Raw genomic sequence first — 14,489 nt, 5'->3', positions numbered from 1 at the left:
CCTCAGAACTGGAAGTAGAGGAATGGCGAGTAGCTCTGCGCCGAGAGCTTGAGCACCGAGGCGACAAACAGCAGCAGGACCAGGGCGCGGGTCATCACCCGGGTCCAGTCGAGGCCGAGCGAGCCGTCAGCGTTGACTTGCACAGGGGTAGCCTTGGGCGTCGGCTTGGCATTGCGGTAGAAGTCGCGCAGGCCGAAGAACGCCAGGGTCGCGTAGGCGACAAACATCGTTGCCACTTGCAGGCCGGTGAGATTGGCCCGGTTGAGTTCCGACAGCTGCCAGTCGCCGAAGCTGAACATGGCGCCGTACATACGGCCGGCGACGTGCAGGTTCTCGGCGCGGAAGATCACCCAGCCGACCACCACCAGGAGGAAGGTGAAGGCCCATTTGACCGGGTTGAAGCGCTGCGGGTTGGTGTCCAGGCCCAGTGCGCGTTCGATCGCCAGCCACATGCCGTGCCAGGCGCCCCAGATGATGTAGGTGAAGTTGGCGCCGTGCCACAGGCCGCCCAGCAACATGGTCAGGAACAGGTTGCGGTAGGTATTGAAGGTGCCTTTGCGGTTGCCGCCCAGGGTGATGTACAGGTAGTCACGCAGCCAGGTCGACAGGCTGATGTGCCAGCGCCGCCAGAACTCGGTAATCGACTGGCTGATGTACGGCTGCTTGAAGTTCTCCATGAAGCGGAAGCCCATCATCAGGCCGAGGCCGATGGCCATGTCGCTGTAGCCGGAGAAGTCGAAGTACAGCTGCGCGGTGTAGGCCAGTGCGCCCAGCCAGGCATCGCCGGTGGTCGGGTTCTGCAAGGCGAAACAATGGTCGGCGACCACCGCCAGGGTGTCGGCGATGAACACTTTCTTGATGAAGCCCTGCATGAAGCGGGTGCAGCCTTCGGAGAACTTGTCCAGGGTGTGGGTGCGGTTGTTGAACTGGTCGACCAGGTCCTTGAAGCGCAGCACGGGGCCTGCGATCAGGTGCGGGAAGATCGCCACGAACGCCGCGAAGTCGATCAGGTTGCGGGTGGCCGGGGTATCGCCGCGGTACACATCGATGATGTAGCTGATCGACTCGAAGATGTAGAACGAGATACCGATCGGCAGCAGCACGTGGGTGATGATGAACGGCTCGAGGCCGAACGAGGCGATGATCGCGTTGAGGCTGTCGACGCCGAAGTTGGCGTACTTGAAGTAGCCGAGGATCGCCAGGTCGACACCGACGCCGAGCAGCAGCCAGCGCTGGGCCGGCTTGGTGCGCACGCCGGCGGCACCCACCTTGAGGCCGATCCAGTAGTTCCACAGTGTGACCCCGGCGAACAGGGCGAGAAAGTCCACCCGCCACCAGGCGTAGAAGATGTAGCTGGCGACCAGCAGCAGCAGGTTGCGATAGCGTTGCCCGCTCAAGTAATACAGGCCGAGGAAGATCGGCAAGAACAGGAACAGGAACACGTTTGACGAGAAGACCATCCCGGTTCTCCTGATGGTTGTACGTAGCCGGGGCAGCAGCCCCCCAAACCCCCCAGCGACATGCTGGAGAAACCTTTTCACTCACTATCCCTGGCGAGGGCTTCGCCCTCGATCGCGACCCAAGGCCGCTCCCACAGGTTCTCCGTTGTGTCAGGTCCTGCGCGGAACCTGTGGGAGCGGCCTTGGGTCGCGATGGGCCGCGCCGCGGCCCCTGGGTCGACGCTATTGCTTGCTTGCCGCACTCGGGTCATAGACCCGGGTCAGGTTGCCGCCGAGGCGGAATGTGTCGAATGGCTGCATACCGCGCTTGCGCTGCAGGGTGTCGCTGTTGCACGCATAGAGGCTGCAGTACGGCTCCATCCACGCGTACTTGCTGTCGACCTTGAGGTCTTTCATGTCCTGCTTCTCGCCGTTGCGGGTCTTGAACGCGCTGGGGTCTTTCGACCCGGCCAGAACCCGTTGGGCCAGGCGCTGCAGGGCGTTGTTGTTCTCACCGCGTACGTCGACGCCATTGACCTGAGCGAAGCTGGCGATCATCGCCAGCGGCGGCAGGGCATAGTTGTGATAGGCCAGCGCGCGCTGCTTGCGCTTGAGCTCGTTGGGCAAGAAGCCCTGCTCGTCGACCTGGTTGGCGCCGACCCGGTATTCCTTCACTGCCCAGTCGAACAGGTCGCGGCGGTCGGTGGCAACGGCGGTGGCCATCACCGACCAGGCCGCCCAGTAGCTGTGGTTGTTGATCTTCTCCAGTGGCAGGTCGCTCCAGTCACGCACGGTCTGCTCGGCCAGGCGGGCAAACCATTTTTCGATGACTTCGGCCTCGGCCTGGTGCGCGGCCAGCGGCTGCGAGTTGGAAAACTTCAGCCGCAGCCACGAGCCGCTCATGCTGCCCAGCGCCCATTTGCGCATGGACTTGCCGGTGTGGTTGTAGTCGGTCGACATCAAGGCGTCGGCGCGGGCCCAGGTGCCGAGCCAGGTCAGCGCGCAGTCGAGCTGGGCCGGACGGCCGTCGCGCATGTACTGGCCGACCATCTTGCTGATGCCTTTCTCCAGCGTGGTGATCTGCGCGGTGGAGTCGCGGAAAGCTTGTTCCGAGTCGACGTTGAGGGTCGCGCGGGCCTTGTCCGAGCCTTCGTACTTGCTGCGAAACTGCAGCGCACCGGTGTACGGCTGCGGCGCGGCTTCACAGCGGAACTTGCCGTCTGTGGTCTTGAGCTTCTCGATCCCGCCGTAGTAACCCTGCGGCGGCACCAGCGCGGCATGCGCGGCGCTGCCAAACAGTGCCAGGGCGAGCAGGGCGGGTGCGAAGGTTCTGCCTGTCTTGGTCATGATTCGCCTCACTGGCCAGCGTGCGCGGTGTGCGCGGGGCTGGCGAAGTTGTTGCGTTTGCAGAGTTTGGCCTCGACTTTCTGCGTGCCTTTTTCCGGCCCTTGGACTTCCAGCGCCAGCAGGTTCTGGGTGGCCCAGTCCTCGTCTTCACGCAGCTGGAAGACGAAGCGGCCGTCGGTGTCGGAGGTCTCCGGTTTCTCGATCTTGATGTCCTCGTGGCGGCCATTGAGGTACCACAAGGTGGCCTGCAGGACCTTGACCGAGGTGTCTTCGAACTTGATGTCCATCTGCAGGTTGCGGTTGACCAGGTCTTTGATCACGCCGCCTTTGCCATTGACCATCAGCTCGTTGGTGCCGGGCTTGAGCGTGGCGCTGGCGCTCAGCTGCGCCGGGCGATCGTCGCAACCGTTGTCGAGCAGGCCGAGGATCTGCCGCCAGATGGTTTCCTGGTCGAGGCGATACAGCGGCGAGAACTCCCAGATGAGGATCTTCGGCGGGTTCTTCTGGAATTCTTCGCTGCCCAGGTACTGGATCATCGCGCCTTCCAGGCCACCACCGGGGAAGGCGACGTTGAGCACGTCGGCGCCGATGTACTGCTCGAGGAAGCCCGAGAAGTTGTAGTTCTTGCCGCTGTGGCTGGTGCCGACCAGGGTGATTTCGGCATTGCCGCCGTCACCGAACAGGTCGTCGCCGCCGCCGGCCGAGCCTTTCGGTTCGGTGGCGAACTGGTCCATGTACTGCACCGCGTAGCTGGTGTTGCAGAGCTGGCCGGCGACGTTGTGCAGGGTGCCGGTCTTGCCCATGCGGCCCGACTTGTGGGTCTCGAATTCCTTGCGCGGGATGCCCTCGAAGGCGGGCATCTTGTGCACCGTGTCAGCCACGATTTTTGCCGCACGCTCGGCGCCGTAAGGGGTCCAGTGCTGGTCGCCACGGAAGTAGAAGTCTTTGCCCTGGTCGGCGGCGGCCAGTTGCTCGTTGGTCAGCGGGGTCAGGTCAGGCACGTTGTAGCCCATCTTGGCGAAGCGCTGGAGCATGGCCTGATAGTTGGCTACGGCTTTTTGGTAATCGAAGGCGGCTTTTTCTTGCGGCTTGAGCATGTTGCGGTTCACCAGACCGCGGGTTGGCTGGTAGACCACTACCAGCTCGACGCCGCGCTTCTTGAACGCGTCGTGTACCTGCTGCAGGCGCTGGTAGCCAGCGGCGCTGGTGTCGAACTCGGTGCGCAGGTCTTCGCGGGTACGGAACAGCCAGTCGCCCTGAGCCTGCACCAGCGTGGTGAAGTTCTGCTGGTAGCGGGTGGTGTAGCGGCTGGCGTCGTGCGCTTCGGGGCACAGCTGGCAGCAAGGCTCGGCGCTGAAGCTCGGTGCCTGCACTTGATCGGCGCGCACGCCCTGGCTGATGGCCAGGAGGGCGGCGGACAGGCCGAGCAGTTTCATCAGGTGTGGGGTGGTCATGGTCATCGCTTCCTTAATCGATCATTTCGGTCTGGCGTTCGACCGGGTCGATCAGCACGGCCTTCTGCTGGCGCACCAGCAGGTCGAGGATTTCGTCCTGGCGCTCGCCGAGCACGCCGTTGAGGCTGATGCCATTGGACTTGCGCGGGGCGAGCATGGCGACCTTGTACAGCTCGACCGACAGCGGCGAGTCGATCGACAAGGGGCCGGAGCCGTTGGCGGTCAGCTCACCGCCAACGACGATCAGCGAGACCTTGGTGTCAAACGGGTCGAGGGCGATGTCGCGGTCGGTGTCGGACAAATCCTTGATGTGCCCGTAGACCCCGACCAGGCCGTTGGCCATGGCGATGTTCTCGTACAGGCGGATGTTGACGCTGTTGCGCACGCGAATGCCGTGGCGACGGTTGTTGATCAGCTTGTTGCCCCAGATCAGGTTGTCGCCGCTCTCGTACAAGGTGATGCCGTCGGTGTGGTTGCGGTAGATCTCGTTGTAGGCGATCAGGTTGTTGACGCTGTTACGGTCGATCACCACGCCGGAGAGCTTGTTGTCGTAGCTCTTGTTGTTGAAGATCCAGCTGTCGTTGACCTCACGCGAAACGATGATGCCGTGCTTCTTCTTGGTCCCGTGCACCGTGTTGCCGGCGATGATCAGCCGGTGCGAGCGGTCATGCGGGTCGATGCCGTAGACGATGTTGTCGCGGTAGGTGCTGTCCTTGACCACGAAATCGCTGGTCTCGTAGCAGTAGAAGCCGTACCACATGTCGCTGAACTCGGAGCCGATGATCCAGCCGGTCGGCTCGGGGCGGCCCATGCGCTTGGCCATGTTCGGCGTGTACTGCGAGATGCTCACGCCGTACGACTTGGACTTGGCGTAGCCGAAGCTGGCCATCTTGCTGTTGACGATGTAGGTCTCGGTGCCGCCCCACGACAGCAGGAACGGACGAAATTCCTTGGGCGAGCGGAAGGTCGCCGGGCCGTTGTCCTTCTCGCGCCAGCCAGTAACCTGGGTGTCGCTGACAAACAGCTTGCCGTCGTTGACCATGAACGCACCGCCCTCCTGGGACAGGCGCAGCTCCTTGACCTTGCCGTCGATCTCGAGAATGCCCTTTTGCCCGACCACGATCGGCAGGCGCGCGAGAAACACCCCCGGCGAGACTTCGCGCAGGTAGCGGTCAGGCACCTGCTTGCTCAGCTGGGCCATGTCGACGTGGCCATCGTCGATGAAGATCGCCTGGGGAATACCGTGCTGGCGCTGGACCCATTCGGCGGCCTTGTTGTCGCCGCCGATGAACTCCTTGAGCGACTCTTCCTGAAGCATGCGGCGCACGCTGACCTTGCCTTTGCGACTGCGCTCGATCTTGTTCTGCACCGCTTGCGCGGTGTAGCCGGAGAGGTCGGGGAGCTTGGGCGGGTCCATGTGCAGCGGCTCGACCGGTGCGCTGGAAACGGTGTAGGTCTTGGCCTGCTGCAGCTCCTTGGCCTTGACCGCAGGCTCGGCCGCGACGGCAAGGCCGGCGGCCAGCAGCAAGGCGCTGGCGAGTAAGCTGTGGCGAAGATGCGGGTGCAGGTTCATGGTTTCCTCTCCCGGCTCAGAAGCGCCAGATCACGTCGACAAAGGCGCGGTGCATGTACGAGTCCGCTTCCTTGCCATAGGCGTCGCCCGGCTTGAACACGCCGGCACGCAAGCGCACCAGGGCCGAGGGTTCGTCGATCGACTGGCTCAGCGAGGCTGGCAGCAGGCCTTGCTTGAAGTACTTGGTGACAACCACATCCATCTCCTGGCCGAGGTCTTTTTCGCCATTGATCAGCGGACGGTTGATGCCGTTGTCCTCGACCACTGCGTTGATGCCGCTGGAGCCGATGTTCTGCTGGCCGTCGACGCGCCAGAACTTGTGGTAGATGAAGCTTGCGTCGTAGTCCTCGCGCAGCTGCCAGGAGGCGAACAGGGTCGCCGCCTGGAGGTTGCCCAGTTCGCCGCGGAAGGCTTCGCCGAAACGGTGTACGCGCGAGCGGGTGCCGGTGAAGTTGGAGCGGTTGCTCTCAAGGCCGGTCTGCTCGAAGTTGTTCGAACCGTCGCTGCCACCGCCGCCGCTGCCGCGGGCATAGGCGGCGCCGACCTGCCACTGCGGGTCGAGGCGCAGGCGGATACCGAGGTCGGTGGCCCAGGCATTGACATCGCCGCTCTGCTTGCCGGTGGCGACCTGGTCTTCGCCGACCAGCTCGCTGCTGAGTTTGTCGCGATTACCGGTCAGCCAGGTCAGGCTGCTCCAGTAGTTGACGGTGTGCTCGTTGCGCCAGTTGTAGGCGTCGCTGTTGGCTTCCAGGCCCAGCCAGGTGAGGTCGCCGGTGCGGGTCTTGTCGAGCGCGTCGACGGTCTCGCCGGGGTTCTTCAGGCTACCGCTGTCATGGCTGTGGTGGGCGCGCAGGCCGACCCAGTGGCCGGGGGTCCATTGCGCAGCGACGTTGCCGTACAGGTGGGTGCGGTCTTCGTCTTCCGGGGCCAGCTCGGTGAGGTCGGTACGGTACTCGCTGAAGCGCTGGGCGACGCCGACGTCAGCCTTGAGCAGGGTGGTGTCGAAGGTCCAGTTGAGCGCTTCGATATTGGTGTCGCGCCACATGCCGTCGTCGTTGCGCAGGCGCTGGCGACCGAGGCGCAGGTATTCGCCCGGGTATGGCGTGAAGCCGTTGTAGCCAACCCAGAACTCGCGCAGCGCGAGGTAGTTCTTGTCGGCCTTGCGGCTGTCGTCAGCGGTGTCGATGGTGCTGCCATCGTCGGATTGGCGCAGGGTGTCGGTTTCGATGGTGTCGGTGGCGGCCACGGCCTGGCCCATGGCGAAGGCGTTCCAGTTGCCGCGCTCGCCGTACACCCACGGGCGCAGGTCGAGGCCCAGGCCGTTGACGTCACCGCCGGAGCGCGTGCCCAGGTCGCGGTCGTCTTCGGACTGGCCGGTAATCTTCACGTCCAGGCCGAAGTTTTTTTCGGCGGTCATGTCGGCCAGGGTCGGGCACGACCAGAGCAAGGCGAAGCTCAGGCCGATGCCGGCTTTCACGAAAGGGTTGAGCGTCATAGGGAAGCATCCTCGGCGTCTTCATCGTCTTGCAGGGCTTCGATGGCCATGGCGCTGTTGCCACCCTGGGCCATGCTGCCGCGCGCCTGCTGCTCTTGCGCGAGCAGGCGTTCGGCCTGGCTGCGCTGGTCAGGCGTCAGTTGCTGATCGAGTTGTTGCAGCATTTCGCTCGACTGCTGCGTCGGGTTGGCCTGCGCCAGTTTGGCGAACACCCAGGCATTACCAGGGTTCTGGCGGATACCGTGGCCTTCGCTGTAGAGCTGGGCGAGGGCGTAGTCGGCGCTGAGCTGGCCGCCACGGGCGGCGCTGAGCAGGTGGTCGACGGCCTTCTGTGGCTCGACCGCGCCGAGGTAGCCGCGGCGGTACAGCTGGCCCAGGTAGTAGTGGGCGCTGATTTCGCCGGCGTCGGCGGCCGCCTGCAGGTGGGTTTCGGCCTTGTGCGCATCGGCGGGCAAGGTCTTGCCTTCGTAGTAGAGGCGGCCCAGCAGCAGTTCGGCGCGGGGTTGTTCGGCGGCGCGGCCTTTGTCGATGTAGGCGAGCAACTGGTCGGTGTCGCCCAGCTCGGGGAAGTCGTAGAGCAGTTGGGCGAGGCTGACCCAGGAGGCCGGGTTGGCCGGCGCGACCTGTTCGAGCAGGTCCTTGGCGGTTTTTTCGTCGGTCTGGCCGAGGCTGCGGTCGGCCAGTACGCGGGCGACGCTGTCGACCCGGCTGGCAGCGACGGCGCCGCGTGCATGGCCGGCCTTGAGCTGGTCGAGCAGGGCGTTGCGTTGCTCGGCCTGGTTGCGCTTCTGGTACACCGTGGCCAGCTCGACATAGCAGATGTCGGTGCTGTTGATGGCAGCCTTGCAGATGGATTCGACGTCGTCCAGGTGCTGGTCGTAGGTGCCTTGGGTGCGGTACAGGAGGATCTGCGCCAGGCCCGCTTCGGGGTTGCCGGCGGCACGCCATTGTTCGATCTGCTGCTGGGCGTTGACCTTGGGGAAGCTCTGCGGGTACTGCAGGTACAACATGGCCAGCGGGATCAGGGTGTTGCCTTCGCCCTGCTTGGCGGCGAGCTTGAGCAGGGTTTCGGCTTCTTCGCGCTCGGCCTGGGTGCTGTCGGGCTTGGCCACCAGCAGGCGGCCGAGGCGTGCCTGGGCGCGTGGCGAAGTGGCGGCGGCAGCGCGGTAGGTGGCCTCGGCCTGCTTGAGCTGGGCCGGGTCACGCGAGGCGACCTTGATGTCGGCCAGGCCCACTTGGGCGTCGCTGTAGCCGAGGTCGGCCAGTGCCTTGTAGTTGCGTTCGGCAGTAGCGGTGTCGCCGCGCTTCATGGCCTCGTTGGCCAGGCGCTGGTCGGGCAGGCCCGCGCAACCGGCGAGGGAAATCGCCAATGCCAGCGAGCACCAGGTGAATGGCCGAGCGCTGCGCGCTCGTTCGCGGGACAAGCCCGCTCCTACAGGGGCTGCGGTGTCTGTGGCATTGCGGTGCGCCGCTGGTTCTGCGGGGGCTGTGGTGGCCGTGGCATTGAGGTGCGCTGCCGGTCCTGCGTGGGCCGTGGTGTTTGTGGCATTGGGATGCGCCGCCGCTCCTGTAGGAGCGGGCTTGACCCGCGAACGAGGGCGCAGCCCTCGCATTGGCACTAGGCTATTCATCGGCGTGATCCTCTTAGAGCCCACGGGCCGCGGCTTTGTTGAGCAGCCAGTCGAGCGACGGACCACGGTCACTGTTGACCGCCGCCGGGCGCCCGGCCAATTCGGCAGGCAAGGCACCGTCAGGCTTGATCTGTACGCGAATGTCGGAGGCGAGGTCTTCGCTGTTGAGGCTGGCACTGCTGACGATCTGACCGGTACGCATCTCGTCTTCGCCGGCGACCTGGAAGTTGACCCGAGTACCCGGCTTGACCTCATCGAACTGGCGATAGCTGAAGCGCGCTTCGACCATCGGGTTGGTGGTCCGCGGGATCAGCTGGAAGATCGCCTGGCCCTTGCTGGCGTACTGGCCGTCGTCCACCAGTTGGCGCGCCACGACGCAGTCACATGGGCTGGTCAGGGTGCCGGCGAGTTGCTTGCCGAACAGTTCTTCGACCTTGGCCGGCTCCAGCTGCGAGTCGTCCAGGTGGCCCTTGAGCATGTCCAGCATGCTCGTACTGAAACTCGCCAGCGGCGCGCCCTTGTCGATCAGGCCGCCGACCTCGGCCAGGCTCTTCACCGTGCCGTCGCGGGGCATGGTCACGCTGGTGGTGGGCACCGCAACCACGCCGGCTTCGGCATGGCTGACGAAGTACATGCCGTACAGCGACTTGGCGACAAAGCCAAAGGCGGCGATACCGACCACGAACACGCCAAGCGTCACCGTCACCGCCCGCAGGCGGCCAAAGGCGCTGAGGCCGGAGCCGCCGTCCTTCTGCTTGCGCGCTTTGGTGAAGTTGTCGCGCTGCAGGGTGCTGAGCACGTCGCCGGCGGTAATCAGCTCGCCCGACAGGTGCGAGGTGATGATGTGGCGCAGGGTGGCGATGTCACGTTGTTCCAGGTTCTGAAACTCGGCACCGGTACGGCCGGTGCTGGCGTCGCTGGAGCGCACGAGGAACTCGATGTCCATCGACAGGCCGAGGTTGTCGACCACGAATTGCAGCCGGCCACGGCGTATTTCGCCGATCGGCAGCGCCTGCTTGGCATGGAACGACAGGCCGCCGGCGGACAGATCGTCGACCTTGACCTCATGCGGTTCACGGTTGCCGTCCAGGTAGCGCAGCTTGGCGGGGATACGGACCCGGGCGTGCTGGCGCTGGGCTTCGGACTCATGCACGACATTGACGTTGACGGCGGTATTCATGGCGATTTCGTTCCTGTTGAATCTGATCCGGGGTGGCTCACACGACCATGAACAGCACGGCGACGAAGATGCTCGCGGCCGAGAAGGTCATGGTCCGCGAGGACCAGGTGTTGAACCATTGTTGAAAGCTGGCAAGGTCACGCTTGAGGGCAGTTGGCTGGCGGGTCCAGGACTGCTTGTCGAGGCGGAAGAACACGTAGATCTTCATCACCGCGCCGACGATCTGGTTGTAATAGAGGATCAGCGGATAGGCCGGGCCGACGTTGTGCCCCGAGCACAGCAGCATGATCGTCAGGATCAGCCGGGTAATGCCGATCCACAGCAGGTACACCAGCAGGTAGGCCATGCCGAACTTGAGGCTGGCGATCACCGCCACGGTCAGGCCGAGCAGGCTGGTCCACATCGACACGCGCTGGTCGAACAGCACCACGCCGGTGAACAGCCCCAGACGCTTGAGGCCCAGGCCCAGTGCGCGCGAGTTCTGCCGCAGGTTGTTGCCGTACCAGCGGTACATGAGCTTGCGGCTGGCCTTGAGAAAGCTTTTTTCCGGCGGGTGCTCGACCGTGTTGATCGCTGCGTCTGGCACGTAGAAGGTGTCGTAGCCCAGGCGCATCAGGCTGAACCAGCTGGACTTGTCGTCGCCGGTGAGAAACTTGAAGCGGCCCAGGCGCCAGTGCATCAGCGAGTCGCTTTCGACGTCGGCAATGAACTCGGGGTTGGTCACCACGCTGGCGCGGAACATCGACATGCGCCCGGTCATGGTCAGCACGCGTTTGGACAGGGCCATCGAGCACATGTTGATGTGGCGCTGGGCGAAGCGCAGCTTGTGCCACTCGCTCATGATGTAGCCGCCGCGCACTTCGCAGAATTCGTTGGTGGTCAGGCCACCGACATTGGGATACAGCTTGAACCACGGCACGGTCTTGCGCACCACGCCGTCACCGAGCACGGTGTCGCCGTCGATCACTGCCACGACCGCATGCTGGTCGGGCATCATCCGCGAGATGGCGCGGAAACCAAAGGCCAGGCCGTCGCGCTTGCCGGTACCGGCAATGCGCACGAAATCGAGGGTGACGTGCGCCGGCGGGTTGTATTTGGCCCATAGGCTTTTCACCAGCAGCTCGTCGGACTTCTCCACCAGCGAGCAGACCACGGTGGTCGGGTAGCCGCAGTTGATCGCTTCACGGATCACCGAGCTGTAGACCTGGGCGGTGGTCAGCGCATCGATGCGAAAGCTGGTGACCATCAGGTACACGTGCGACGGGTCGGCCGCGGCACCCAACTTGCGTACCTTGTTGCGCAGGTACGGGTAGACGCCGTAGAGGAAGATCATGCCGCGGATGAAATGGGTGGCGCCCATCGAGTAGCGCCAGATGCCGACAGCGCCGACCAGGAAGATGAAGTGCTTCGACTGCGAGTCGAAGATGTCGCTGGGCAGGGCCAGGGCGATCAACATGAGCAGGCTCATGTACAGCAGCCACCCGGCGCACTGCAACAGCACTGTCTGGAACCTTTGCATGTTCGGCATCCGTCGCGAAATTCAGTAGAGAGCGGGGCCTGGCGGCCCCGCGTCAGGCTGGCTTACCAGCAGATGCCTTCGGTACGGCTGGTGGTGCAGGTCGGCTTGCTCATGAAACCGACCAGGTCGATCACTTGCTTGCCTTCCGGGGCGCGGTCGGCGAGGGCGCGGAACTGCTCGTCGCGGTTGCCCAGGATGATGATGTCGGCGTCGTTCACCACCTGCTCGAAGTTGGCGTTGAGCAGCGACGAGACGTGGGGGATCTTCGACTCGATGTAGTCTTTGTTGGCACCGTGGACACGGGCGTACTCGACGTTCTGGTCGTAGATGTTGAGCTGGTAGCCTTTGCCGATCAGGCGCTCGGCCAGTTCCACCAGCGGGCTTTCGCGCAGGTCGTCGGTGCCGGCCTTGAAGCTCAGGCCGAGCAGGGCGATCTTGCGTTTGTCATGGCTCTCGATGATGTCGAAGGCGTTTTGTACCTGCGACTCGTTGCTGCGCATCAGCGAGTCGAGCAGCGGTGCCTTGACGTCCAGGCTCGAGGCCCGGTAGGTGAGGGCGCGCACGTCCTTGGGCAGGCACGAACCGCCGAAGGCGAAACCTGGGCGCATGTAGTACTGCGACAGGTTGAGGACCTTGTCCTGGCAGACCACGTCCATCACTTCGCGGCCATCGACGCCGACTGCCTTGGCAATGTTGCCGATCTCGTTGGCGAAGGTGACCTTGGTCGCGTGCCAGACGTTGCAGGTGTACTTGATCATTTCGGCCACGGCGATGTCCTTGCGGATCACCGGTGCGTCGAGTTCTTCGTACAGCGCTTGCAGGACGTCGCCGCTGGCCTTGTCCAGTTCACCGATGACAGTCATCGGTGGCTGGTCGTAGTCCTTGATCGCGGTACTTTCACGGAGGAACTCCGGGTTGACCGCGACGCCGAAATCGACCCCGGCCTTCTTCCCCGAGCAGTCTTCGAGGATCGGGATCACCACGTTCTTGACGGTGCCCGGCAGCACGGTGCTGCGTACCACGATGGTGTGGCGGCTGTCTTTGTCGCGCAGGACATAGCCAATCTCGCGGCACACCGACTCGATGTACTCCAGGCCCAGGTCGCCGTTTTTCTTGCTTGGCGTGCCGACGCAGATCATCGACACATCGCTGGCGCGGATCGCTTCGGCGAAGTCGGTGGTGCCACGCAGGCGGCCATTGGCGATGCCCTGCTGCAGCAGCTGCTCCAGACCCGGTTCGACGATGGGCGACTTGCCCTTGTTGATCAGGTCGATCTTGGTGTCGGACACGTCCACACCAATCACTTCATGGCCCCGTGCCGACAAGCAACCTGCACAGACTGCACCCACATAACCCAAACCAAAGATGCTGATACGCATCGCATTCACCTCGTGTGTTTATCACGCCAGCCCCTCCACGGAAGAGCCGACCGGGTAGATTAACCAGCAGTATTCGGGCGCACGGTGTCGTGGCGAATAGACACTTCACCGAGCGCAGGCATGAATAAATCCGGAGCGCAAAAAAGTGTGCACTCACAAATGGCAGTCAAAGGCCGATAATTAAAAGGCGTGCCCTGAATTGCAGCCGTCTTTATTGCAGGACGCTACTTGGCGAACTGCTGTGCTTGTTTTTTCAAGTGAATAAATCCTTTGAAATCAACCACTAGGACGATTAAAGGGGCGCGTCGGTCCTCCTGGTGACAGGGCGCTCCGGCTGTTGCCGTGTGCACCTGTCTAATTGTCCTTGGGCAAGTATTGGTACCTGCCGTTGTTACCTGTAAGTCATCTCGCACGTTCAACGCTCGTGAATCGTTACGGGTGCTATGAGCGGCAGTCGCTGGGAGAAGTTCCTGAACGGGTTCGTGCAGAATGAATGATTTCTAAATATTTATTCAGGGTTTAATACTTTCATTCTGATGGCACCGGGGAGTGCCATCCCTGTATATAAAGGGCGAAAATGGGGTGGGATAGTTTTATGCCAGCATGAGGAAAATTTTCTCAAAATTCGTCAAAAAACTACGAACGGTCTTATGGCGTTTGGCGATCAACGGGTGTTTGTCGATTTTCTGGCGCCGTCTGCTTGACGTGCTGGCGAAATGAATCTTCGGGCTCAAGGCCCTCTTTACATCCCGAAACACTCCAAGACCCTTGGAAAACTAAGGTTTTTGATCTGCGGCCCGTTACAGAGGGTGGACGCCCTGCGGGAGTCGCCCTCCAACGATGGATCGTGATGGGCAGCCCTGGACCCAACGTCACCCGCGGCCTCCTGTGTGCATGGCTTACCCTACGAGAGGGGGGCGATGGCACGGCAGGCCAGCGTGCGGCTGGTCTGCTTCAACCTCAAGCACAGGGAAAACACCCTCGATGATCCTCATTGCCACTGTCTCGCTGGTTGCCGCCGGTATGGCGCAGGCCGGGCCTCCGGTAAATGTGACCTTCAAGAATATGGGGACGGAAAAAGCGGTCCTTAAATTAGTGACCAGCAATGAGTCCAGCACCTACCAGATTGCGAACCCGAAACCGCTGCAGGAAGTTCCTGTTGGGACGAGCAGTGCCTTCACCGTTCAACGCATAATCAGTCCAGATGTCAACGCCGCCATGGTGCGATACACCATGGGCCGTAAAACGTGTGCGTTCGGCACTACGTTCCAAGTTCGGGTTATGCAGGGCGGCATAAAAAAGCCTGAATGGACCAAAACCGCGACGCCAAGTGGCGGCGCAACCTGTACCGCCACTATTACAACCATCGCAGCCGATAATTCGTGGCGAGCTGAATTCACAATGAAATAATTAGCGGCGAAAGAGTTGAAGTTATGCGTTCTGTCTCGCCTGCGTGGCAGGGCGCTACTTAT

The 14,489-nt window shown here is 62.9% G+C and carries 10 protein-coding genes; 1 reads left to right on the top strand and 9 read right to left on the bottom strand.

What is annotated here, in order from left to right; genetic code table 11:
- Nucleotides 1–2: 2 nt before the first annotated feature.
- The 9 genes from J3B00_RS24680 to J3B00_RS24640 form a co-directional block, all read right to left on the bottom strand.
- Entirely contained in the window at nucleotides 3–1,460 is a 1,458-nt protein-coding gene (locus J3B00_RS24680; protein WP_209873487.1) for an MBOAT family protein, read from the bottom strand.
- A 222-nt stretch (nucleotides 1,461–1,682) separates the two neighbouring features.
- Nucleotides 1,683–2,786 (bottom strand): mannuronate-specific alginate lyase, encoded by a 1,104-nt coding sequence (locus J3B00_RS24675; protein ID WP_209873484.1) that lies wholly within the window; start codon nucleotides 2,784–2,786, stop codon nucleotides 1,683–1,685.
- A gap of 8 nt (nucleotides 2,787–2,794) precedes the next feature.
- Nucleotides 2,795–4,240: an alginate O-acetyltransferase gene (locus J3B00_RS24670; RefSeq protein WP_209873481.1), complete on the bottom strand. Its 1,446-nt coding sequence runs from the start codon at nucleotides 4,238–4,240 to the stop codon at nucleotides 2,795–2,797.
- A 13-nt stretch (nucleotides 4,241–4,253) separates the two neighbouring features.
- Complete coding sequence (gene algG / locus J3B00_RS24665; protein ID WP_209873477.1) at nucleotides 4,254–5,813, bottom strand: mannuronan 5-epimerase AlgG; 1,560 nt, start codon at nucleotides 5,811–5,813, stop codon at nucleotides 4,254–4,256.
- Between the two features lie 16 nt (nucleotides 5,814–5,829).
- Nucleotides 5,830–7,308, bottom strand: coding sequence for an alginate export family protein (locus J3B00_RS24660; RefSeq protein ID WP_209873474.1), 1,479 nt, complete (start codon nucleotides 7,306–7,308; stop codon nucleotides 5,830–5,832).
- Complete coding sequence (algK, locus tag J3B00_RS24655; protein WP_209873471.1) at nucleotides 7,305–8,732, bottom strand: alginate biosynthesis TPR repeat lipoprotein AlgK; 1,428 nt, start codon at nucleotides 8,730–8,732, stop codon at nucleotides 7,305–7,307. The genes J3B00_RS24660 and algK overlap by 4 nt, the downstream gene beginning before the upstream one ends.
- Nucleotides 8,733–8,952: 220 nt before the next feature.
- Nucleotides 8,953–10,119 (bottom strand): alginate biosynthesis protein Alg44, encoded by a 1,167-nt coding sequence (locus J3B00_RS24650; RefSeq protein ID WP_209873468.1) that lies wholly within the window; start codon nucleotides 10,117–10,119, stop codon nucleotides 8,953–8,955.
- Between the two features lie 37 nt (nucleotides 10,120–10,156).
- The gene (locus J3B00_RS24645) at nucleotides 10,157–11,638 is read right to left on the bottom strand and encodes a glycosyltransferase family 2 protein (RefSeq protein WP_209873465.1); all 1,482 of its coding nucleotides are present in this window, start codon (nucleotides 11,636–11,638) and stop codon (nucleotides 10,157–10,159) included.
- Nucleotides 11,639–11,700: 62 nt separating this feature from the next.
- Nucleotides 11,701–13,017, bottom strand: a complete 1,317-nt coding sequence (locus J3B00_RS24640) for a UDP-glucose/GDP-mannose dehydrogenase family protein (protein WP_209873462.1) — start codon at nucleotides 13,015–13,017, stop codon at nucleotides 11,701–11,703.
- Nucleotides 13,018–14,001: 984 nt separating this feature from the next.
- On the opposite strand from J3B00_RS24640, the gene J3B00_RS24635 reads away from it, so the two are divergent.
- Nucleotides 14,002–14,427, top strand: a complete 426-nt coding sequence (locus tag J3B00_RS24635; protein WP_209873459.1) for a hypothetical protein — start codon at nucleotides 14,002–14,004, stop codon at nucleotides 14,425–14,427.
- Nucleotides 14,428–14,489 lie beyond the last annotated feature (62 nt).

The organism is Pseudomonas sp. BP8 (assembly GCF_017875955.1).
Lineage (GTDB): Bacteria > Pseudomonadota > Gammaproteobacteria > Pseudomonadales > Pseudomonadaceae > Aquipseudomonas.
Note: the sequence above shows the minus strand (reverse complement) of the source record. Positions and strands in the feature narration are given on the sequence as shown.

What these genes read in the sequence shown, in the direction of transcription:
- J3B00_RS24680 (WP_209873487.1), bottom strand. Translation starts at nt 1,460, where the DNA reads ATGGTCTTCTCGTCAAACGTGTTCCTGTTCCTGTTCTTGCCGATCTTC.
- J3B00_RS24675 (WP_209873484.1), bottom strand. Translation starts at nt 2,786, where the DNA reads ATGACCAAGACAGGCAGAACCTTCGCACCCGCCCTGCTCGCCCTGGCA.
- J3B00_RS24670 (WP_209873481.1), bottom strand. Translation starts at nt 4,240, where the DNA reads ATGACCACCCCACACCTGATGAAACTGCTCGGCCTGTCCGCCGCCCTC.
- algG (WP_209873477.1), bottom strand. Translation starts at nt 5,813, where the DNA reads ATGAACCTGCACCCGCATCTTCGCCACAGCTTACTCGCCAGCGCCTTG.
- J3B00_RS24660 (WP_209873474.1), bottom strand. Translation starts at nt 7,308, where the DNA reads ATGACGCTCAACCCTTTCGTGAAAGCCGGCATCGGCCTGAGCTTCGCC.
- J3B00_RS24650 (WP_209873468.1), bottom strand. Translation starts at nt 10,119, where the DNA reads ATGAATACCGCCGTCAACGTCAATGTCGTGCATGAGTCCGAAGCCCAG.
- J3B00_RS24645 (WP_209873465.1), bottom strand. Translation starts at nt 11,638, where the DNA reads ATGCAAAGGTTCCAGACAGTGCTGTTGCAGTGCGCCGGGTGGCTGCTG.
- J3B00_RS24640 (WP_209873462.1), bottom strand. Translation starts at nt 13,017, where the DNA reads ATGCGTATCAGCATCTTTGGTTTGGGTTATGTGGGTGCAGTCTGTGCA.
- J3B00_RS24635 (WP_209873459.1), top strand. Translation starts at nt 14,002, where the DNA reads ATGATCCTCATTGCCACTGTCTCGCTGGTTGCCGCCGGTATGGCGCAG.